The organism is Pseudomonas sp. GD03903 (assembly GCF_029840045.1).
GTDB classification, from domain to species: domain Bacteria; phylum Pseudomonadota; class Gammaproteobacteria; order Pseudomonadales; family Pseudomonadaceae; genus Pseudomonas; species Pseudomonas pseudonitroreducens.
Genome location: NZ_JAOCBT010000001.1, coordinates 34,856 through 54,054, shown reverse-complemented (window position 1 = coordinate 54,054; position 19,199 = coordinate 34,856). Strand labels below are relative to the sequence as shown.

At 65.6% G+C, this 19,199-nt stretch carries 17 protein-coding genes; 9 read left to right on the top strand and 8 right to left on the bottom strand.

The genetic code is table 11. From position 1 onward, the window contains the following. Window positions 1–219: 219 nt before the first annotated feature. From N5C91_RS00270 to N5C91_RS00260, 3 genes are read right to left on the bottom strand one after another with little or no spacing between them, the layout of a single operon-like run. Entirely contained in the window at window positions 220–564 is a 345-nt protein-coding gene (locus N5C91_RS00270; RefSeq protein WP_024762076.1) for a YdbL family protein, read from the bottom strand. A gap of 14 nt (window positions 565–578) precedes the next feature. Next, entirely contained in the window at window positions 579–770 is a 192-nt protein-coding gene (locus N5C91_RS00265) for a YnbE family lipoprotein (protein ID WP_236174274.1), read from the bottom strand. A 17-nt stretch (window positions 771–787) separates the two neighbouring features. Further along, entirely contained in the window at window positions 788–3,352 is a 2,565-nt protein-coding gene (locus N5C91_RS00260) for a YdbH domain-containing protein (protein ID WP_279826794.1), read from the bottom strand. A 171-nt stretch (window positions 3,353–3,523) separates the two neighbouring features. Here N5C91_RS00260 and dadR point away from each other — a divergent pair, with 171 nt between their 5' ends. From dadR to N5C91_RS00245, 3 genes are all read left to right on the top strand, one after another. Beyond that, window positions 3,524–4,012 carry a transcriptional regulator DadR gene (dadR, locus tag N5C91_RS00255; RefSeq protein ID WP_015479539.1) on the top strand — a complete coding sequence of 163 codons (489 nt, stop codon included), beginning with the start codon at window positions 3,524–3,526 and terminating at the stop codon, window positions 4,010–4,012. A gap of 137 nt (window positions 4,013–4,149) precedes the next feature. After that, window positions 4,150–5,469, top strand: coding sequence for an FAD-binding oxidoreductase (locus N5C91_RS00250; RefSeq protein WP_279826789.1), 1,320 nt, complete (start codon window positions 4,150–4,152; stop codon window positions 5,467–5,469). 68 nt (window positions 5,470–5,537) lie between these two features. Further along, window positions 5,538–7,091, top strand: a complete 1,554-nt coding sequence (locus N5C91_RS00245) for a phospholipase D family protein (protein ID WP_279826787.1) — start codon at window positions 5,538–5,540, stop codon at window positions 7,089–7,091. Here N5C91_RS00245 and N5C91_RS00240 read toward each other — a convergent pair. Beyond that, a complete protein-coding gene (locus N5C91_RS00240) occupies window positions 7,088–8,257 on the bottom strand; it encodes an MFS transporter (protein ID WP_279826784.1) in 1,170 nt (389 codons plus the stop codon). The genes N5C91_RS00245 and N5C91_RS00240 overlap by 4 nt on opposite strands. A gap of 157 nt (window positions 8,258–8,414) precedes the next feature. Continuing rightward, on the bottom strand, window positions 8,415–9,908 hold the full coding sequence (locus N5C91_RS00235; RefSeq protein ID WP_024762073.1) for an aldehyde dehydrogenase: 1,494 nt from the start codon (window positions 9,906–9,908) through the stop codon (window positions 8,415–8,417). A 303-nt stretch (window positions 9,909–10,211) separates the two neighbouring features. On the opposite strand from N5C91_RS00235, the gene N5C91_RS00230 reads away from it, so the two are divergent. Further along, window positions 10,212–10,574: a cupin domain-containing protein gene (locus N5C91_RS00230; RefSeq protein WP_024762072.1), complete on the top strand. Its 363-nt coding sequence runs from the start codon at window positions 10,212–10,214 to the stop codon at window positions 10,572–10,574. Window positions 10,575–10,701: 127 nt separating this feature from the next. On the opposite strand, the gene rpmG is transcribed toward N5C91_RS00230, so the two are convergent. Continuing rightward, on the bottom strand, window positions 10,702–10,857 hold the full coding sequence (rpmG, locus tag N5C91_RS00225; protein WP_017520721.1) for a 50S ribosomal protein L33: 156 nt from the start codon (window positions 10,855–10,857) through the stop codon (window positions 10,702–10,704). 12 nt (window positions 10,858–10,869) lie between these two features. After that, complete coding sequence (gene rpmB / locus N5C91_RS00220) at window positions 10,870–11,106, bottom strand: 50S ribosomal protein L28 (RefSeq protein ID WP_009614118.1); 237 nt, start codon at window positions 11,104–11,106, stop codon at window positions 10,870–10,872. A 364-nt stretch (window positions 11,107–11,470) separates the two neighbouring features. Here rpmB and N5C91_RS00215 point away from each other — a divergent pair, with 364 nt between their 5' ends. Further along, window positions 11,471–13,042 (top strand): ABC transporter substrate-binding protein, encoded by a 1,572-nt coding sequence (locus N5C91_RS00215; protein ID WP_279826777.1) that lies wholly within the window; start codon window positions 11,471–11,473, stop codon window positions 13,040–13,042. A 4-nt stretch (window positions 13,043–13,046) separates the two neighbouring features. Here N5C91_RS00215 and radC read toward each other — a convergent pair whose 3' ends face one another. Then, a complete protein-coding gene (radC, locus tag N5C91_RS00210) occupies window positions 13,047–13,721 on the bottom strand; it encodes a DNA repair protein RadC (protein ID WP_236225400.1) in 675 nt (224 codons plus the stop codon). 140 nt (window positions 13,722–13,861) lie between these two features. Between radC and coaBC the strand changes: the two genes are divergently transcribed. Genes coaBC through argB form a run of 4 tightly spaced genes read left to right on the top strand, consistent with a single transcriptional unit; the run spans window position 13,862 to window position 19,134 of the window. Then, entirely contained in the window at window positions 13,862–15,070 is a 1,209-nt protein-coding gene (gene coaBC / locus N5C91_RS00205; RefSeq protein WP_233297565.1) for a bifunctional phosphopantothenoylcysteine decarboxylase/phosphopantothenate--cysteine ligase CoaBC, read from the top strand. A 7-nt stretch (window positions 15,071–15,077) separates the two neighbouring features. Continuing rightward, the gene (gene dut / locus N5C91_RS00200) at window positions 15,078–15,533 is read left to right on the top strand and encodes a dUTP diphosphatase (protein WP_236199258.1); all 456 of its coding nucleotides are present in this window, start codon (window positions 15,078–15,080) and stop codon (window positions 15,531–15,533) included. Between the two features lie 40 nt (window positions 15,534–15,573). Continuing rightward, window positions 15,574–18,198, top strand: a complete 2,625-nt coding sequence (locus N5C91_RS00195) for a phosphomannomutase/phosphoglucomutase (protein ID WP_279826767.1) — start codon at window positions 15,574–15,576, stop codon at window positions 18,196–18,198. 30 nt (window positions 18,199–18,228) lie between these two features. Then, on the top strand, window positions 18,229–19,134 hold the full coding sequence (gene argB, locus N5C91_RS00190; RefSeq protein WP_184596569.1) for an acetylglutamate kinase: 906 nt from the start codon (window positions 18,229–18,231) through the stop codon (window positions 19,132–19,134). The last annotated feature ends 65 nt before the right edge of the window (window positions 19,135–19,199 follow it).

Sequence of the window (19,199 nt, the reverse complement as noted above, 5' to 3'; positions counted from 1 at the left end):
GGAGGGACATCCACCAGGATTAGGGCGTTTTCACCCGAGACCGAATGGTCGAGGATCTGGTGAAAATTTCACCAGATCAAGAGGAAATAGCGAACGCAATGGGATTGGCCAGAACTTCTCGCGCCGGACCATTCCCCGACGGGAATTACCTGCTTCCGCGGCCAGCCACCGAACTCGCCGCCAGAAGCGGCGGCGAGCAGGGAATTCCCCTTGGCGCGCTTACTTGCGCACCCATTGGCCGTTGACCTGCACGTACTGCCCCGAGGGCGTACGCTCGATGGCCTTCTTGCCAGCCAGCGCTTCCACATCAGCCAGCTTGGCGCCGCTCTGGCCGGCAACCTTCTGGTACTCGGCGCGTCGCGCAGCGTTGATCTGCGCGGCGATATCGGCGGCGTCACCGCCATTCTTCACGACGCCCAGGTAGCCGTCGGTCTGTTCACCGACCAGCCCCTGGGATTTGGCGCCGCCCAGGGCGGACATTGCCTGCTCCAGGCTCATCGCCATGACCGGCAGGCTCAGGCAGAGGGCGACCAGCGCGACGCCCAGTTTGCGGTGCAATCTCATGCAAAGACTCCTTCTCAGAACAGGCCGCTGTTCTCGTTGATGATGCCGTCGAGCGCCTTGTCGACCTTGATATAGATCTCGTGCTCGATCTTCACGTTGAGGTTGATGTTGATCGGCTCCTTGGGCGCGGCCAGTTGCACGGTGGGCGTGCAGCCCTGGACGACGCCTGCCAGGAGCAGGAAGGGTAAAGCGGCGCGAAGGCGCATCGGGGGTCTCCTTGCAGTCATGGCGCAGCGGCCGGGTCGTTGCGCAGGCGTTCCTGCACGCGCTGGCGAATGGTGTCGCTGACCCTGTCGCTCAGTTGCAGGCTGGTGAGCAGTTTGGGCACGTTCTCCTCCAGGTTGACGTTGAGGTTGATCGGCCGGCCCTGCTCCAGTGCGGGATTGCGCCCGCTCAGGCTCAGGGCGAGGAGCAGCTTGCCGGATTCATCATAATCCACGCGGCTGCTGAGCTTGTCGTAACGGAAATCGTCGATGGCGGTCGCCACCAGTTGCATGGCCGGGTTGCTCTGGCCCAGCGAGCGGATCTTCTCCGAACGGAACTGCAGGACGCCCGGCTGCCGCGCGGCAACTTCCCCGCCCTGGATGACCAGCTTGCCGTCGTGCAGCGCCAGCGGCAGGTTGCCGTCGATGAGGCCGTTGCCGGACAGCCCTTCCGCCGGATAGGCCGCCAGGATCGCCTCCAGCGCCAGCCCCTCCAATTTCAAGGTCAGACCTTGCCCGCGAGCGGAAAGGTCCATGGCACCACCCGGCAGCCAGGCGCGGCCGTTGAACAGCCCCAGCTCCGCCTGCTGCCAGGCGACCCGCCCGGCCAGCGGCGCGTCCAGCGAGCCCTTGTAGTTGCCTTGCAGAGACAGCGGCCCGAGCGTGACGCCAGGGTTGAGCGAGGCGACTTTCACCTGTGGCAGTTGTAGCTCCATCTGCGAGCCATTGAGGGCGAACTTCGCCTGCAAGTCGAGGCCGTGGACCTCACTGCGGTCGTACACGCCCTCCAGACCTTGCCCACGCAGGTTCAGGTCGAGGCTCTGCGGCGCGCTGCCCGGGGGCAGTCGCCAGTTCAGGTCGAAGCTGGCCTTGCCGTTGTTCAGGCTGAGCAGGGCCGGCCAGTCGCCGAGGGATTTCTCCAGCGGATTGCCGCTGCGCAGGAAGAACTCCGGCTGGCGCGCTGCCAGGGCAACGCCCTGCCTGGCCGAGTTGTTCAGATCGACTTCGGCGTTCAGTCCGCCGCTGTTCAGCAGGCGGCCCTTGAACTGCTGGCTGTCGAGGCGCGCCGCCAGCGTCCCCAGGGCATTCCAGGAAAGCGCTTTGACGTGGGGCTGGCGGAGTTCGCCCACGGCCAGTTTCAGCGGCGCATCGAGTTGCAGGGTAAACGGCGTGTCGGTGGCATAGCCGAGGTCGAACGTGCCTTTGCCGAGAACGGCGCTGAGCTTGCTCGCCTTGAGCGACTGCGGAGCGGTCAGGGTCGTTACCTGGAGCTGCGCACCATCGGCAAAGGCAACGTGGGCGGACTGCTGGTCGACGCGGCCCTCGAAGCTCAGGTCGAGACGACTGTTGTCGCCGCGCAGGCCGGCCAGTTCCAGATGCGGAACCTTGCCCTCCAGCCGCGATTCCATCAGTTGCAGCGCCAGCGGGGTTGCCTCCAGCAGTGCCACGCGGGAGCGCAGGCGCAGATCGGCCGCGCCCACCGCGTGCAATTCGGCGCGAACGCTGCCGGCTTCATCGTCCACGCCGGGTTCCAGATGCAGCGTCAGGCGCGCCGGCCGCAGGCCGACAGGCAGGGCCTGCAGCCAGTCGCCGTAGAGGTCGGACAAGCGCAGGTCACCGCTGACCACCGAAGGCCGCCAACCGGCATCCGTGGTACTGGCGATCAACCGCAGGTCTCCCTGCAGATTGCCCAGGCCCGGCAACGGCCAGGGTTGCGGCAGCTGCAGGGAAAGATCGAGATTGCCGTGCCCATCGCGCAGACCGGGCCAATCCGGCCAGGCGGCATCGCCGGCGAGTCGTGTATCCCAGCTCAGGCGCAGGCGACCCGCTTCGGGGATCGGCAGCCGCAGGTTCGGCGTCGGCAACCACATGCCCAGCCAGTTGCGCACGGCCTGTACCGGCGGCACCGCCGGGCTGGCGATGCTGCCACTGAGCTGGCGGCTGCCTGGCGCCCAGCTGGAGTCCAGGGTGAGCAGTTGTTCGTTGTCGAGATAGCTGTTCAGTTGCAGGCGCCATTGCCCATCGCCCGGTTGCAGCAGGCCGTTGAACGCCAGTTGCTGGCCACCCTGGCGAAGCTCACCGCCCAGCGCCGCGGCGCCACCCTGGACCTGCTGCCAGTGCGCACTGCCGTTGAGGGTGCATCGCTGTTCGCGGGCGCACGGTAGTTCGAGGGAGACGCGCTGCAGCGACAGTCGCCCCGGCAGTAGCGCCAGCCAGCGGTTGAGCTGCGCAAGGTCCGGCAGCGCGGCGTCGGCTTCCGCCATGCCCTGCCCCGGCCACTGGCGCACGTCGATGCTGGCAGCGGCCAGCTCCTTCAGCCGCCAGCGGCCATCGGCGTGCTCAGGCCAGCCGACGCGCAGGTCCTCCAGCTGGATCGCCAAACGCAAGCCATCCAGCGTCTGCCGTTGAACGGCGATCCGCGCCACCGTCAGCCCCTGCCCGGTGACACCCAGCCCCTGCCACTGCTCGACGCTCACCCCGGCACCCGCCAGCAGGCGCGGTACCGCCAGCCACGCCGCGCCGACCGCCAATGCCAGGAGCAGCAACAGCAGCAGGAAGACGGTGCGCAGGCGGGGAAGCGACATGCGAAAACTCCGGAAAAAACAGGCGAATCCAGCCGGGAAAGGCGGAACACTGGCCTACAGGCTGGCCGTCCGCCACGGGAAGTTCAAGGGATGCCAGTGATATTCCCTGCACAACCGACTATATTGCCGACATTCCCCCAAAGCTCACCGCTCGACTTCAGAGTCCCTCCCATGCGAACCCAGCACCAAAGCCGCCGCGAACTGGACAAGATCGACCGCAACATCCTGCGCATCCTGCAGGAGGAAGGCCGCATCTCCTTCACCGAACTGGGCGAGCGCGTCGGCCTTTCCACCACGCCATGCACCGAGCGCGTGCGGCGACTGGAGCGCGAGGGAATCATCATGGGCTACAACGCCCGGCTGAACCCACAGTACCTCAAGGCCAGCCTGCTGGTGTTCGTCGAGATCAGCCTGGACTACAAGTCCGGCGATACCTTCGAGGACTTCCGCCGCTCGGTGCTCAAGCTGCCCCACGTGCTGGAATGCCACCTGGTGTCCGGCCACTTCGACTACCTGGTGAAGGCGCGCATCTCGGAGATGGCCTCCTACCGCAAGCTGCTGGGCGACATCCTGCTCAAGCTGCCCCATGTGCGCGAATCCAAGAGCTACATCGTGATGGAAGAGGTGAAGGAAAGCCTCACCCTGCCCATCCCGGACTGATTCCCGCCGTTCGCAGCAAGCTGAGCAGATTTATTTACGACTTCCCGGCGCTTTTTGCGGCCGGGCTATTGGCTGGGCGGGAAGTCGGCGTTTATCCTGCGTAAAATTTTAACAACACAAAAATCAGGATATCGCACATGAACGCCCGCGTTCACCAGCCGGTGCACACCGATCGCCACGCCCCGTCCTACTACGCCGCGAGCGTCAATCGCCGCCTCGAAGTACCGCCCCTGGCCGGTGAGGAACGGGCCGACGTGTGCATCATTGGCGGCGGCTTTTCCGGGCTGAACACGGCCATTGAACTGGCCGAGCGCGGGCTCTCGGTGATCCTGCTGGAAGCCCACCAGATCGGCTGGGGCGCCAGCGGTCGCAATGGCGGCCAATTGATCCGGGGTGTCGGCCATGGCCTGGAGCAGTTCGAACCGGTGATCGGTACGGACGGTGTCCACGCCATGAAGCTGATGGGCCTGGAGGCGGTGGAGATCGTCCGCCGCCGCGTCGAGCAGTACGCCATCGACTGCGACCTGACCTGGGGCTATTGCGACCTGGCCAACAAGCCTTCCGACGTCGAGGGCTTCCAGGAAGACTTCGACGAACTGAAAAGCCTCGGCTACCGCCACGAACTGCGTATGGTCGCGAAAGAGGACATGCGCTCGATCGTCGGCTCCGACCTTTACGTCGGCGGCATGGTGGACATGGGTTCGGGCCACCTGCACCCACTCAACCTTGCCCTCGGTGAAGCCGCCGCGGCGCAGAGCCTGGGCGTGAAGCTGCTCGAGAACTCCGCCGTCACCGGCATCGACTATGGCAGCGAAGTGCGCGTGCGTACCGCCCAGGGCAGCGTGCGCGCCAAGTCCCTGGTGATCGCCTGCAACGCCTACCAGAACGGCCTGAATAACTACCTCGACGGCAAGGTGCTGCCCGCCGGCAGCTACGTGATCGCCACCGAGCCACTGTCCGCCGAGCAGGCCCGCGCCCTGCTGCCGCAGAACATGGCGGTATGCGACCAGCGCGTGGCGCTGGACTATTACCGCCTTTCCGCCGACAACCGCCTGCTGTTCGGCGGCGCCTGCCATTACTCCGGCCGCGACCCGGCGGATATCGCCGCCTACATGCGGCCGAAGATGCTCAAGGTATTCCCGCACCTGGAAAACCTGCGCATCGACTACCAATGGGGCGGCATGATCGGTATCGGCGCCAACCGCCTGCCGCAGATCGGCCGCCTGCCCGGGCAGAACAACGTCTACTTCGCCCAGGCCTACGCCGGGCACGGCGTGAACGCCACCCACCTGGCCGGCAAGCTGCTCGCCGAAGCCATCACCGGCCAGCAAGGCAGCGGCTTCGAGCTGTTCGCCAAGGTGCCGCACATCACCTTCCCCGGCGGCAAGCTGCTGCGCTCGCCGCTGCTGGCCCTGGGCATGGCCTGGTACCGCTTCAAGGAAACCCTCGGCGGCTGACCGCCACCGCGATCCAGCGGCTAGAATCTTCCGCAGCCCGTCACCGGCGGGCTTGTCGGAGAGTCCCTTTGTTTCCACGCCTGTTCCTGCTGATCCTGCTGGCCCTGGGTGGCTGCGCCAGCGCGCCGCCGCCTGAGCCATCGCACGTGCTGCCGGTGCAGGGCACGCGGCTGGACAATGAGATCAGCGAGCGCGCCGCCGCCCATCCCGGCCAGTCCGGCTTCCACCTGCTGGCCTCCAGCGTCGACGCCTTCCTCGCCCGCGCCGAGCTGATCCGCAAGGCCCAGCGCAGCCTCGACGTCCAGTACTACATCGTCCACGACGGCCTCACCACCCGCGCGCTGATCCGCGAGCTGCTGCACGCGGCGGATCGCGGCGTGCGCGTGCGCATCCTGATCGACGACACCAGCAGCGATGGCTGGGACTACGAACTGGGCACCCTCGCCGCCCACCCGAATATCCAGGTGCGCCTGTTCAATCCGCTGCACCTGGGCCGCAGCACCGGCATCACGCGCAACCTGGGGCGCCTGTTCAACCTTTCCGAGCAGCACCGGCGGATGCACAACAAACTGCTGCTGGCGGACAATAGCGTGGCCATCGTCGGCGGCCGCAACCTGGGCGACGAGTACTTCGATGCCAAGGCCGAGATGAACTTCAGCGACCTCGACCTGATGGGCGTGGGCCCGGTGGCGCAGTCGCTGGGGCAGAGTTTCGACCAGTACTGGAACAGCCGCATCAGCCGGCCCATCGAGGACTACCTGTGGGGCGAACCGGACCTCGACGAGCTCAACGGCATGCGCCGCCAGCTGGACCACTACCTGGCGAAGGAGCGGGTGAAGAGCTCCAGCTATATCGCCCGGCTTAATCGCAACAGCGACCGCCCGCATCTGCAGAACTGGCTGGACGACCTGGTCTGGGCGCCAGGCAAGGCCGTGTGGGACACGCCGCTCAAGGTGCTGGACCAGGGCGACCCGCAGGGCGAGCAACTGCTCAGCACCCAGCTGCAGCCGTTGTTCGACGAAGTTTCGAAAGAGCTGATCCTGGTCTCGGCCTACTTCGTACCGACCAGCACCGGGGTCGACTACCTGACCCAGCGGGCGGATCAGGGCGTCAGCGTGCGCCTGCTGACCAACTCGCTGGAAGCCACCGACGTGCCGGCCGTGCACGCCGGCTACGCGCCGTACCGGCTCGAGCTGCTGGAGCACGGGGTGAAACTCTACGAACTGCGCGCCGACCCGGACCAGCGCCTGTCCGGCGCGCCGTGGATGGTACGCGGGTCGAGCAGCGCCAGCCTGCACAGCAAGGCGGCGGTGTTCGACCAGCAGAAGGTGTTCGTCGGCTCGCTGAACTTCGACCCGCGCTCAGTGCTGTGGAACACCGAGGTCGGCATCATCGTCGACAGCCCGGAACTGGCCGACCAGGTGCGCCGCCTGGCGTTGGCGAGCATGTCGCCCAGTGTCAGCTACCAGGTGAAGATCGCGCCGAACAGCGACCCGCCCAGGCTGGTCTGGATCGAAGAGCGCGGCGGCAAGCTGGTGGCGCTGGAGCGTGAGCCGGGCAACGCCTGGCGCCGGCTCAACGCGTGGATCGCCGGCGCCATCGGGCTGGAGAAGATGCTCTAGGAGCGCTCCTGCTGCAGCTCGGCGTCAGTCGTCTGCATCACCGGCGGCAGGCCGCGGTACGACACCAGCACCACGAAGCCGGCGGCGCCCAGCGCCATCACCAATGGCAATGCATGGCCACTGATCCACTGGCTGGCCGCGCCGGTGGCCAGCGGACCGATCAGGCAACCGATCCCCCAGAGCTGGGCGATATGCGCATTGGCGCGGACCAGCGCGTCGTCGCGATAGCGCTCGCCGATCAGGATCAGCGACAGGGTGAACAGCCCGCCCGCACTGGCGCCGAACAGCACCAGCACTGGCCAGATGGCGCTGTGGTGCAACAGCAGCGGCATGCCCAGACTGCTGAGCAACAGCACGATGCCGCAACCCTTGAACAGCGTCTGCCGGGAGATGCGGTCGGCCAGCCAGCCGATGGGCAGTTGCAGCAGCGCATCGCCCACCACCACCGTGCTGACCATCGCCAGCGCCACCGCCTGAGTGAAGCCCTGCTGGATACCGTAGACCGGCAGCAGAGTGAGGATCATCGCCTCGAAGCCCGCGAACAGCACCACCGCCCAGGCAATCGCCGGTAGTTGGCCGCAGAAGGCGAACAAGCCGCGGCCGTTGGCACTGTGCGGGTCAACCTTGGGCGCGCCGGTGCGGCCGAGCAGCAGCAGGGAACCGCCCACCAGCAGGCAGACGCTGAACCAGAAACCACGGTCGTCGGCGGTACCGATGAAGGTCAGCAGCACCGGGCCGGACAGCTGGCTCAGCGCATAGCCGGTGCCGTACAGGGCGACCAGGCGGCCGCGCCATTTCTCGATGGCCAACTGGTTGATCCAGCTCTCCCCGAGGATGAACACCACGGTCAGCTGTACACCGATCAGCAGGCGCAGGATCAGCCAGACCGGATAGCTCTGCAGCAGCGCCAGCAGGCCCACCGAGAAGGCCCCGGAAATCAGGCAGATGCGCATCAGCAGCGGTGTGCCGACCCGTGCGGCGAGGCGGCCGGCGATCATCGCGCCCAGCAGCACACCCACCGCCGGCGTGGACGCCATGACGCCGATGGCGAAGTTGCCGTAACCCCAGCCCTCCAGACGCAGAGAAACCAGCGGCATGGTCAGGCCCAGGGCCAGACCGATGCTGATGACGGCAGCACACACAGCAAAATAAGGACCCCAACGCATTGTCTTTCTCCCGTTCCATCCGGAGCGCACGCCGGGCGCGAGGGTGCCCGATGCGCAATGCACAGCGGCCGGGCTTCCCTGAGGGAAACCCGGCCGCGGGTGTGGCTCTTTGTCAGAACCGGCCCCAGGATCGGGGCCGACCTGCTTCAGCCGAGGATCAGAGTTTGATCCAGGTGGCTTTCAGCTCGGTGTATTTATCAAAGGCGTGCAGCGACTTGTCGCGGCCGTTGCCGGACTGCTTGAAGCCACCGAACGGAGCGGTCATGTCGCCGCCGTCGTACTGGTTCACCCACACGCTGCCGGCGCGCAGCGCCTTGGCGGTCAGGTGGGCCTTGGACAGGTCGCTGGTCCATACCGCCGCGGCCAGGCCGTACGGAGTGTCGTTGGCGATGCGCACGGCTTCTTCGGCATCGGTGAACTCGATGACCGACAGCACCGGGCCGAAGATCTCTTCACGGGCGATGCGCATGGCGTTGGTCACGCCGTCGAAGATGGTCGGCTCGACGTAGGTGCCACCGGTCTCTTCCAGGGTGCGCTTGCCGCCGGCCACCAGCTTGGCGCCGTCGTCGTGGCCAGCCTGGATGTAGCTCAGCACGTTGTTCATCTGGGTGGTGTCGACCAGCGCGCCGACGTTGGTTTCCGGGTCCAGCGGGTTGCCCGGTTTCCAGGCCTTGATGGCTTCGACGACCATCGGCACGAACTCGGCCTTGATCGACTTTTCCACCAGCAGGCGCGAGCCGGCGGTGCAGACTTCGCCCTGGTTGAAGGCGATGGCGCTGGCCGCGGCTTCGGCGGCGGCTTTCAGGTCCGGCGCGTCAGCGAAGACGATGTTCGGGCTCTTGCCGCCGGCTTCCAGCCAGACGCGCTTCATGTTGGATTCGCCCGCGTAGATCATCAGCTGTTTGGCGATCTTGGTCGAACCGGTGAACACCAGGGTGTCGACGTCCATGTGCAGGGCCAGGGCCTTGCCCACGGTGTGGCCGAAGCCCGGCAGGACGTTGAACACGCCTTTCGGGATACCGGCCTCGATGGCCAGCTGGGCGATGCGGATGCCGGTCAGCGGGGACTTCTCGGAAGGCTTGAGGATCACCGAGTTACCGGTGGTCAGCGCCGGGCCGAGCTTCCAGCAGGTCATCAGCAGCGGGAAGTTCCACGGCACGATGGCGGCGACGACGCCGACCGGCTCGCGGGTGACCAGGCCCAGTTCGTTGTGGGCGGTGGCGGCGACTTCGTCGTAGATCTTGTCGATCGCTTCACCGCTCCAGCGCAGGCTGTTGGCGGCGCTGGACACGTCGATGCTCAGCGAGTCGCTGATCGGCTTGCCCATGTCGAGGGTTTCCAGCAGAGCCAGCTCCTCGGCGTTCTCCAGCAGCAGCTCGGAGAAGCGGATCATGACCTTCTTGCGCTTGGCCGGGGCCAGGCGCGACCACACGCCGGAATCGAAGGCAGCACGGGCGACCTGCACGGCACTTTCGGCATCGGCCAGGTCGCAGCTGGCGACCTTGGCCAGGAAGCGGCCATCCACAGGGCTGATGCAATCGAAGGTGGCGCCGGATGCGGCGTCGACGTATTCACCGTTGACGAAGGCGCGGCCTTCGATCTTCAGGTCCTTGGCGCGAGCTTCCCAATCGGCGCGAGTGAGGGTACCCATGACAACGTGTCCTCTTATTAATGTACTTATTCAGGTGCAGGCGCCCGGCGTGGGCGCGCTGTCAAATATTCCGCAAGGCGGAGCAAACGCATGCTGTTGGCAACCCTAAACCGGAGGCAGCCAATTTTCAATATTTTTTACACTAAGCGGCCAAATGGCCTTGTCACGTTCGTTTTATTAAACATAGACTGCCCAGATTCGTCGGCTGATGGTTTTCCGACAGCCGCTTCGGAGTAAATATCCAACAGCGCTGCGCGTGCCCGCACGCACTCTCGCCAACAACTCTAAAGAACCGAGACCGCCATGAACGTCGAGCAGATCGTCGATTTCGCCCAGGCCACCACCGCCCCCGAACACTACCGCCCCGCTCCGGACCGCATCATCAAGGGCGACCCGGCGCAGAACGTGCGCAACCACTACGCCAGCGACTGCGGCCAGTTCAACGTGGGCATCTGGGAAGGCGAGCCGGGCCACTGGAACGTCAGCTACACCGAGCACGAGTACTGCGAGATCCTCCAGGGCGTGTCGGTGATCCGTGACGCCAATGGCGGCGCCAAGACCGTGCGCGTCGGCGACCGCTTCGTCATCCCGGCCGGCTTCAGCGGCACCTGGGAAGTACTGGAGCCGTGCCGCAAGGTCTACGTGATCTTCGAGCAGAAGGCCTGATCCACCGAACATGAAAAAGCCCGCCGATCGGCGGGCTTTTTTTCGTCCGCGATCTTCGCAAAGGAAAATCACAGGCAAGAAAAAACCCGCCACGAAGGGCGGGTTTCTTCACAAGGGCGAAGATCAATTACTTGATCTTGGCTTCCTTGTAGATCACGTGCTTGCGAACAACCGGATCGTACTTCTTGATCTCGATTTTCTCAGGCTTGGTACGCTTGTTCTTGTCGGTGGTGTAGAAGTGGCCGGTACCGGCGCTGGACACCAAACGGATCAGTTCGCGCATGACTGCAGCTCCTTAGAATTTTTCGCCGCGGGCGCGCAGGTCGTTCAGAACGGCCTCGATACCACGCTTGTCGATGATACGCATGCCTTTGGCGGAAACGCGCAGACGCACGAAGCGCTTCTCGGATTCAACCCAGAAACGGTGGTGCTGCAGGTTCGGCAGGAAACGGCGGCGGGTTTTGTTGTGTGCGTGGGAAATGTTGTTCCCGGTAACCGGACCCTTACCGGTCACTTGGCAAACTCTCGACATGGCTCAGCCCTCTGTAAACCACATGCCAAACCCGGCATGGGTTGGCTGCTTAACTCAATAGGATTCTCAGTTTCACCGGGGTCTTAACTGCCGCTTCGCCTTGATCGAGTCGCGGGATCAGGCAGGGCCCCAGAAAAGAGCGCAGCTTTATATCAGAAAGTCACTTCCAGCTGCAAGGGAAAGCATGACTCGGAAAAGCCGACGCCAGCCCCCGTGGGGCGCGGCGCCGGTGCCGTTCGTCGCTTGTCGTCGTTGTGACGGGCTGCTGCTTGGTCTAGGGTAGCTGCTTCGAGGCTGCCAACAGCCTTGCATGGCCCGCCCAACCACGCGGATGGGCATCTTGCCAGCTTACACGGAGTCCGTCATGCGTCTCGCCCTTCTCGCCCTCCTTCTTTCTCCTGCCCTCGCCAGTGCCGCCTCGCTGAGCGTGTGCACCGAAGCCAGCCCCGAAGGTTTCGACGTGGTCCAGTACAACTCGCTAACCACCACCAACGCCTCGGCCGATGTGCTGATGAACCGCCTGGTGGACTTCGACGCCGCCAGCGGCGCGGTGGTACCGAGCCTGGCCGAAAGCTGGAAAGTGTCCGACGATGGCCTGACTTACGACTTCCAGCTGCGCGACGGCGTAGCCTTCCATCGCACCGACTACTTCAAGCCGAGCCGCACGCTGAGCGCCGACGACGTGGTGTTCAGTTTCCAGCGCATGCTCGACGCCACCCAGCCCTGGCACAAGGTGGTGCAAAGCGGCTTCCCCCACGCCCAGTCGATGCAGCTGCCGAGCCTGGTCAAGGCCGTGGAGAGGGTCGATGAGCGCCATGTGCGTTTCACCCTCAACCACCCGGACGCCACCTTCCTGGCAATGCTCAGCATGGGCTTCGCCTCCATTTATTCCGCCGAGTACGCCGACCAGCTGATGCAGGCCGGCACCCCGGAGAAGCTCAACGCCCAGCCAATCGGCACCGGCCCCTTCATCTTCAAGCGCTTCCAGAAGGACGCCGTGGTGCGCTACAGCGCCAACGCCGAGTACTTTGGCGGCAAGCCGGCGGTGGATAACCTGGTGTTCGCCATCACCCCGGATGCCAGCGTGCGCTTGCAGAAGCTCAAGCGCGGCGAGTGCCAGATCGCCCTGTCACCCAAGCCGCTGGACGTCGAGGCGGCACAGCAAAGCGCCGAGCTCAAGGTCGAACAGACCCCGGCCTTCATGACCGCCTTCGTCGGCATCAACAGCCAGCACCCGCCGCTGGACAACCCCAAGGTGCGCCAGGCGATCAACCTCGCCTTCGACAAGGCCAGCTACCTGAAGAGCGTGTTCGCCGGCAGCGCCACCGCCGCCGACGGCATCTATCCGCCCAACACCTGGAGCTACGCCAAGGACATCCCCGGCTATCCGCGCGATCTCGACAAGGCCCGTGCGCTGCTGGCCGAAGCCGGGCACAAGGACGGTTTCAAGACCACCATCTGGACCCGGCCGTCCGGGAGCCTGCTCAACCCCAACCCGAGCACCGGCGCGCAATTGCTACAGGCGGACCTGGCGCAGATCGGCATCCAGGCCGAGATCCGCGTGATCGAGTGGGGCGAGCTGATCCGCCGTGCCAAGGCCGGCGAGCATGACCTGCTGTTCATGGGCTGGGCTGGCGACAACGGCGATCCGGACAACTTCCTCACCCCGCAATTCTCCTGCGCCAGCGTGAAGTCCGGCCTCAATTTCGCCCGTTATTGCGACGAGAAGCTCGACGGCCTGATCAGCCAGGGCAAGGCGGTCGCCGACCAGAGCAAACGCAGCGCGCTGTACCACCAGGCCCAGCAGATCATCCACGACCAGGCGCTGTGGCTGCCGCTGGCACACCCGACGGCCTCGGCGCTCACCCGCCAGAACGTGAAGGGCTACGTAGTGAGTCCGTTCGGTCGCCAGGATTTCTCGAAGGTCCAGCTATAACGCGCTAGAGCATGCCAAGCTCGGCCATTGACTGCGGCTCGCCGTCACCGACGATGAAGTGATCCAGCACGCGCACGTCGATCAGCGCCAGCGCCTCGACGATACGCCGGGTCAGCAAGTGGTCGGACTGGCTGGGCTCGCAGACGCCGGAAGGATGGTTGTGCGCCAGGATCAGTGCAGCGGCGTTGTGCGCCAGGGCGCGCTTGACGATCTGCCGTGGGTAGACGCTGGCACTGTCGATGGAGCCGTGGAACAGCACCTCGAAGGCCAGCACCCGGTGGCGGTTATCCATGAACAGGCAGGCAAACACCTCGTGGAGTTCGTGACGCAGCCGCGCCTTGAGGAAATCACGCACGGCCTGCGGGCTCTCCAGCGCCGAGTCGCGACTGAGCTGTTCGGCGAGGTGGCGCCGGGCGATTTCCAGCACAGCCTGCAACTGCACGAACTTGGCGACGCCCAGCCCCAGGTGGCTGCAGAACGATTCCAGGTCGGCCTCCAGCAAGGCGCGCAGGCTGCCGAACTCGCTGAGCAGGCGGCGTGCCAGGTCGACAGCACTGCAGCCGACCACGCCGGTGCGCAGGAAAATAGCGAGTAATTCGGCGTCGCTCAGGCTCGCCGCGCCTCGCTCAAGGAGCTTCTCCCGCGGACGCTCTGCCGCAGGCCAGTCACGAATACTCAAGGGACCTCCCAGTCAGGCCACCCGCTGTTCCCATGCGGGCGCTGTGCTATCTTAGCCCCCTCGCTGCGCGCAGCCGGAGGCCTGGGGAGGCGTCGTCGGCTTCAGCGCGCGTCATCCATTTCCGTATTTAAGGCTGGCCTATGCAGCGGCTCTATCGTAAACGCATCGTTCTGGGCGTCGGCGGCGGTATCGCCGCCTACAAGAGCGCCGAACTGGTCCGCCGGTTGCGCGACCAGGGCGCCGAGGTGCGTGTCGTGATGACCCAGGGCGGCCGCGAGTTCATCACCCCGCTCACCCTCCAGGCACTGTCCGGCCATCCGGTACACCTGGACCTGCTCGACCCCGCCGCCGAAGCGGCCATGGGACACATCGAGCTGGCCCGCTGGGCCGACCTGGTACTGATCGCCCCCGCTACGGCCGACCTCATGGCGCGCCTGGCCCAGGGCGTGGCCAACGACCTGCTGACGACCCTGGTGCTGGCCACCGACGCGCAGGTTGCCCTCGCCCCGGCGATGAACCAGGCCATGTGGCGTGACCCGGCCACCCAGGTCAACGCCGAGCTGCTGCGCAGCCGCGGCCTGCACTTCTTCGGCCCCGCCGCCGGCAGCCAGGCCTGCGGCGACGTCGGCCCGGGCCGCATGCTCGAAGCCGAGGAGCTGGCGCAGCTGGCCGCCGACTGTTTCGAGTTCAAAGCCCTGACCGGCCAGCACATCCTGATTACCGCAGGGCCGACCCAGGAAAATATCGACCCGGTGCGCTATATCACCAATCACAGCTCGGGGAAGATGGGCTTCGCCCTGGCCGAGGCGGCCGCCGAAGCAGGCGCCCGCGTGACCCTGGTCACCGGTCCGGTGCACCTGCCGACTCCGGACCGGGTGAGCCGCGTCGACGTGGTCAGCGCCCGCGACATGCTCGCCGCCTGCGAAGCGGCGATGCCGGCGGACATCCTGATTGCCTCTGCCGCCGTGGCCGACTACCGCCCGGAGCTGGTCGCAACGCAGAAACTCAAGAAAGATCCCACCAAGGGTGACGGTCTGCTCTTGCAGCTGGTGCGCAATCCCGACATTCTCGCCACCCTCTCGCTGCGCGAGGACCGCCCCTTCAGCGTCGGCTTCGCCGCGGAGACCGAGAACCTGCTCGAGTACGCCTCGCGCAAGCTCAAGGACAAGAATCTCGATCTGATCGTTGCCAATGACGTGGCAAATCCGTCAATCGGCTTCAATAGTGAAGAGAACGCCATCACGGTCATCGACCGCGAATTGCACAAGACTGCGTTCGCCCAGACCAGCAAGGGCAAGATCGCCCGCCAGCTGATCGCCTTCATCGCCGAACGCATCAATCAACACTGAGAACTCAATGCACTCCCTGCAAGCCAAGATCCTCGACCCCCGCCTGGGCAGCGAATTCCCGCTGCCGCAGTACGCCACCCCGGGCTCCGCCGGCCTCGACCTGCGCGCCATGCTCAAGGAGGACCTGGTCCTCGAGCCGGGCCAGACCGTGCTGATTCCCACCGGCCTGTCCATCTACATCGCCGATCCGGGCCTGGCCGCGCTGATCCTTCCGCGTTCGGGCCTGGGCCACAAGCACGGCATCGTGCTCGGCAACCTGGTCGGCCTGATCGACTCCGACTACCAGGGCGAGCTGATGGTCTCCTGCTGGAACCGCGGCCAGACGGCCTTCAAGATCGCCATTGGCGAACGTCTCGCCCAACTGGTGCTGGTGCCGGTGGTACAGGCGCATTTCGAGCTGGTCGAGACCTTCGATGAAAGCCAGCGCGGTGCCGGCGGCTTCGGTCACTCCGGCAGCCATTGACCCCTACCCATTTCAGGATGAATCGCCGAGGAGACGTTGCATGAAACTTTTCCAACGCACTGCCAAGGACAGCGCCGAACTGCCGGAACTCGTACCGGCGGAGAAGCCCGTCAAAGGACCGGCCGCGAAGGTCGACCTCAAGCCGCTGCTGCCATCCTTCGTCCTCACCGTGGGCGGTGTGGCCGCCGCCGGCGCGCTGCTGTGGTTCAGCCTGTTCGGCCAGGCCGACAATACTCACGTTACCCAGCTGACCAGCGCCTGGTCCGACAGCCAGGCCGGCGCCCTGCGCCAGTCACTGAACCTGCTGGCCGCCGACAGCCGCGCCATGGCAGGCGACCCGCAACTATTGCCGGCCTTGCAGAGCAATGACCCGGCGCGCATCGCCGCACTGGAGAAAGCGCTGACCCAGGGCCACCTGGACGGCCTGGTGGACGTGCACCTGAATGCCAACGGCCAGGCCGTGCAGGATACTGCCCGCCCCGGCCCGCTGAACTACGCCGCACTGGACATGCTTCACCGTGTCGAAAGCGGCCAGGCGGTGGCGCCGGAGGCCTACAAGGTCGGCACCCGCTGGCTGGTCTACAGCCCCGTCGCACTGCGTGCCGCCGACAACTCGATCCAGGGTTCGCTGCTGCTGGTCGTCGACCTGCAACGTTTGCTCGGCAGCCTGCCGCCGATGTCCGCCGATATCGGCCAACTGCAGATCTCCCAGCAGTTCGGCAACTCGCCAGCCCAGTTGCTGCTGCAGCGCGGCCAGGCCAATGGCGCCGCTCCGCTGGAGCTGCCCAGCGGCAATCCGAACTGGAAGCTGAGCTTCACCCCCGGCCCGACGATCACCGGCCAGCTGTACTCGCCGACCCTGCTGGGCATTGCCGCGCTCCTGGCACTGGTCGGCGGCCTGCTGGGCCTCTATCTTGCGCAAAGTGCGATGCAGCGCCGGGTCAGCAAGGATGCCCAGGCCCTGGGGCAGTTCATTCAGGAACTCGCCGGCCAACGCACTGCCAAAGCTCCTGAGCTGAGCCTGCCGAGCCTGCAGGCACTGGCTCAGGCGCTGGCCCGCCAGCCGCGCCGCAAGACCGAAACATCCGGTGCCAGCACCCCCGCCGCGCCCGCAGCCCCTGTTCAGCCGACCCCGGCTGTCGCCGCTGCCAGCGCCCCGGCCGCTGCCACCCAAACGCCATTGGTCGATCCGCTATTCCAGAACACTGACATTCTGGACATCGACATTCTTGATGAAGACCAGGATCTCCTGGGATTGGAGCAAACACCCGCTATGAGCACGCCTAAAGCCCCGCAGCTGCCCGCCAGCATCTTCCGCGCCTACGACATCCGTGGCGTGGTCGGCGACACCCTGACCGCCGAGACCGCCTACTGGGTCGGCCGCGCCATCGGTTCCGAAAGCCTGGCGCGCGGCGAGCCGTGCGTTTCCGTAGGCCGCGACGGCCGCCTGTCCGGCCCCGAGCTGGTCCAGCAGCTGATCCAGGGCCTGGTCGATTGCGGCTGCCAGGTCACCGACATCGGCATGGTGCCGACCCCGGTGCTGTACTACGCCGCCAACGTCCTGGAAGGCAAATCGGGCGTGATGCTCACCGGCAGCCACAACCCGCCGGACTACAACGGCTTCAAGATCGTCGTCGCCGGTGAAACCCTGGCCAACGAGCAGATCCAGGCCCTGCGCGAGCGCATCCAGAACGGCGACCTCGCCTCCGGCATCGGCAGCGTGCAGCAGATCGACATCCTGCCGCGCTACTTCCAGCAGATCCGCGACGACATCGCCCTGGCCAAGCCGCTGAAAGTGGTCGTGGACTGCGGCAACGGCGTGGCCGGCGTAATCGCCCCGCAACTGATCGAAGCCCTGGGCTGCACCGTGATCCCGCTGTACTGCGATGTCGACGGCACCTTCCCCAACCACCACCCGGATCCGGGCAAGCCCGAGAACCTGGAAGACCTGATCGCCAAGGTGAAGGAAACCGGCGCCGACCTGGGCCTGGCCTTCGACGGCGACGGCGACCGTGTGGGCGTGGTGACCAACGAAGGCACCATCATCTACCCCGACCGCCTGCTGATGCTGTTCGCCAAGGACGTGGTCTCGCGCAACCCCGGCGCCGACATCATCTTCGACGTCAAATGCACCCGTCGCCTGATCTCCCTGATCAGCGGCTACGGCGGCCGCCCGGTGATGTGGAAGACCGGCCACTCGCTGATCAAGAAGAAGATGAAGGAAACCGGCGCCCTGCTCGCCGGCGAGATGAGCGGCCACATCTTCTTCAAGGAGCGCTGGTACGGCTTCGACGACGGCATCTACAGCGCCGCGCGCCTGCTGGAAATCATCAGCCTGGACAAGCGCGATGCCGAGCGCGTGTTCTCCGCGTTCCCGATGGACATCTCCACCCCGGAAATCAACATTACCGTCACCGACGAGGGCAAGTTCGCCCTGATCGAGGCGCTGCAGGCCCGCGGCCAGTGGGGTGAAGCCAACCTCACCACCCTCGACGGCGTGCGTGTGGATTACCCCAAAGGCTGGGGTCTGGTTCGCGCGTCCAACACCACTCCGGTGCTGGTGCTGCGCTTCGAGGCGGATTCCCAGGACGAACTGGAGCGCATCAAGGAAGTGTTCCGTACCCAGCTGAAAGCGGTCGACCCCGCCCTCAGCCTGCCCTTCTGACCCTCAAGTAAGACTATGCCGGAGCCCACCATGACCCAGAGCCGCGATGACGCCGCCCAGGTTGCCCGCGTCCTTGCCGAAGCCCTGCCCTATATCCGCCGGTTCGTCGGCAAGACGCTGGTGATCAAGTACGGCGGCAACGCCATGGAAACGGACGAGCTGAAGAACAGCTTCGCCCGCGACGTGGTGCTGATGAAGGCCGTCGGTATCAACCCGGTGGTGGTGCATGGTGGTGGTCCGCAGATCGGCGACCTGCTCAGCCGCCTGTCGATCGAGAGCCACTTCATCGATGGCATGCGCGTCACCGATGCGCAGACCATGGACGTGGTGGAAATGGTCCTCGGTGGCCAGGTGAACAAGGACATCGTCAACCTGATCAACCGCCATGGCGGCAGCGCCATCGGCCTGACCGGAAAGGACGCCGAGCTGATCCGTGCGAAGAAGCTCACCGTCACCCGCCAGACGCCGGAGATGACCAAGCCGGAAATCATCGACATCGGCCACGTGGGCGAAGTCACCGGGGTCAACGTCGACCTGCTGAACATGCTCGTGCAGGGCGATTTCATCCCGGTGATCGCACCGATCGGCGTGGGCGCCAACGGCGAGTCCTACAACATCAACGCCGACCTGGTGGCCGGCAAGGTGGCCGAGGCGCTGAAGGCCGAGAAGCTGATGCTGCTGACCAACATCGCCGGTCTGATGGACAAGCAGGGCCAGGTCCTCACCGGCCTGACCACCGAGCAGGTCAACGAGCTGATCGCCGACGGCACCATCTACGGCGGCATGCTGCCGAAGATTCGCTGCGCCCTCGAAGCGGTGCAGGGCGGCGTGACCAGCGCGCACATCATCGATGGCCGTGTACCGAACGCCGTGCTGCTGGAGATCTTCACCGACAGCGGTGTCGGCACGCTGATCACCAACCGCAAGTCGCGTTGATCAAAGACACCCGCCAGGAGCGATCCTCGCGGGTGTTTTTCTGTCTGTTCGGGGCCGCATTGGCA

Coding starts and splice junctions, on each gene's coding strand:
- N5C91_RS00270 (WP_024762076.1), bottom strand. CDS start 564: ATGAGATTGCACCGCAAACTGGGCGTCGCGCTGGTCGCCCTCTGCCTG.
- N5C91_RS00265 (WP_236174274.1), bottom strand. CDS start 770: ATGCGCCTTCGCGCCGCTTTACCCTTCCTGCTCCTGGCAGGCGTCGTC.
- N5C91_RS00260 (WP_279826794.1), bottom strand. CDS start 3,352: ATGTCGCTTCCCCGCCTGCGCACCGTCTTCCTGCTGCTGTTGCTGCTC.
- dadR (WP_015479539.1), top strand. CDS start 3,524: ATGCGAACCCAGCACCAAAGCCGCCGCGAACTGGACAAGATCGACCGC.
- N5C91_RS00250 (WP_279826789.1), top strand. CDS start 4,150: ATGAACGCCCGCGTTCACCAGCCGGTGCACACCGATCGCCACGCCCCG.
- N5C91_RS00240 (WP_279826784.1), bottom strand. CDS start 8,257: ATGCGTTGGGGTCCTTATTTTGCTGTGTGTGCTGCCGTCATCAGCATC.
- N5C91_RS00235 (WP_024762073.1), bottom strand. CDS start 9,908: ATGGGTACCCTCACTCGCGCCGATTGGGAAGCTCGCGCCAAGGACCTG.
- N5C91_RS00230 (WP_024762072.1), top strand. CDS start 10,212: ATGAACGTCGAGCAGATCGTCGATTTCGCCCAGGCCACCACCGCCCCC.
- rpmG (WP_017520721.1), bottom strand. CDS start 10,857: ATGCGCGAACTGATCCGTTTGGTGTCCAGCGCCGGTACCGGCCACTTC.
- rpmB (WP_009614118.1), bottom strand. CDS start 11,106: ATGTCGAGAGTTTGCCAAGTGACCGGTAAGGGTCCGGTTACCGGGAAC.
- N5C91_RS00215 (WP_279826777.1), top strand. CDS start 11,471: ATGCGTCTCGCCCTTCTCGCCCTCCTTCTTTCTCCTGCCCTCGCCAGT.
- coaBC (WP_233297565.1), top strand. CDS start 13,862: ATGCAGCGGCTCTATCGTAAACGCATCGTTCTGGGCGTCGGCGGCGGT.
- dut (WP_236199258.1), top strand. CDS start 15,078: ATGCACTCCCTGCAAGCCAAGATCCTCGACCCCCGCCTGGGCAGCGAA.
- N5C91_RS00195 (WP_279826767.1), top strand. CDS start 15,574: ATGAAACTTTTCCAACGCACTGCCAAGGACAGCGCCGAACTGCCGGAA.
- argB (WP_184596569.1), top strand. CDS start 18,229: ATGACCCAGAGCCGCGATGACGCCGCCCAGGTTGCCCGCGTCCTTGCC.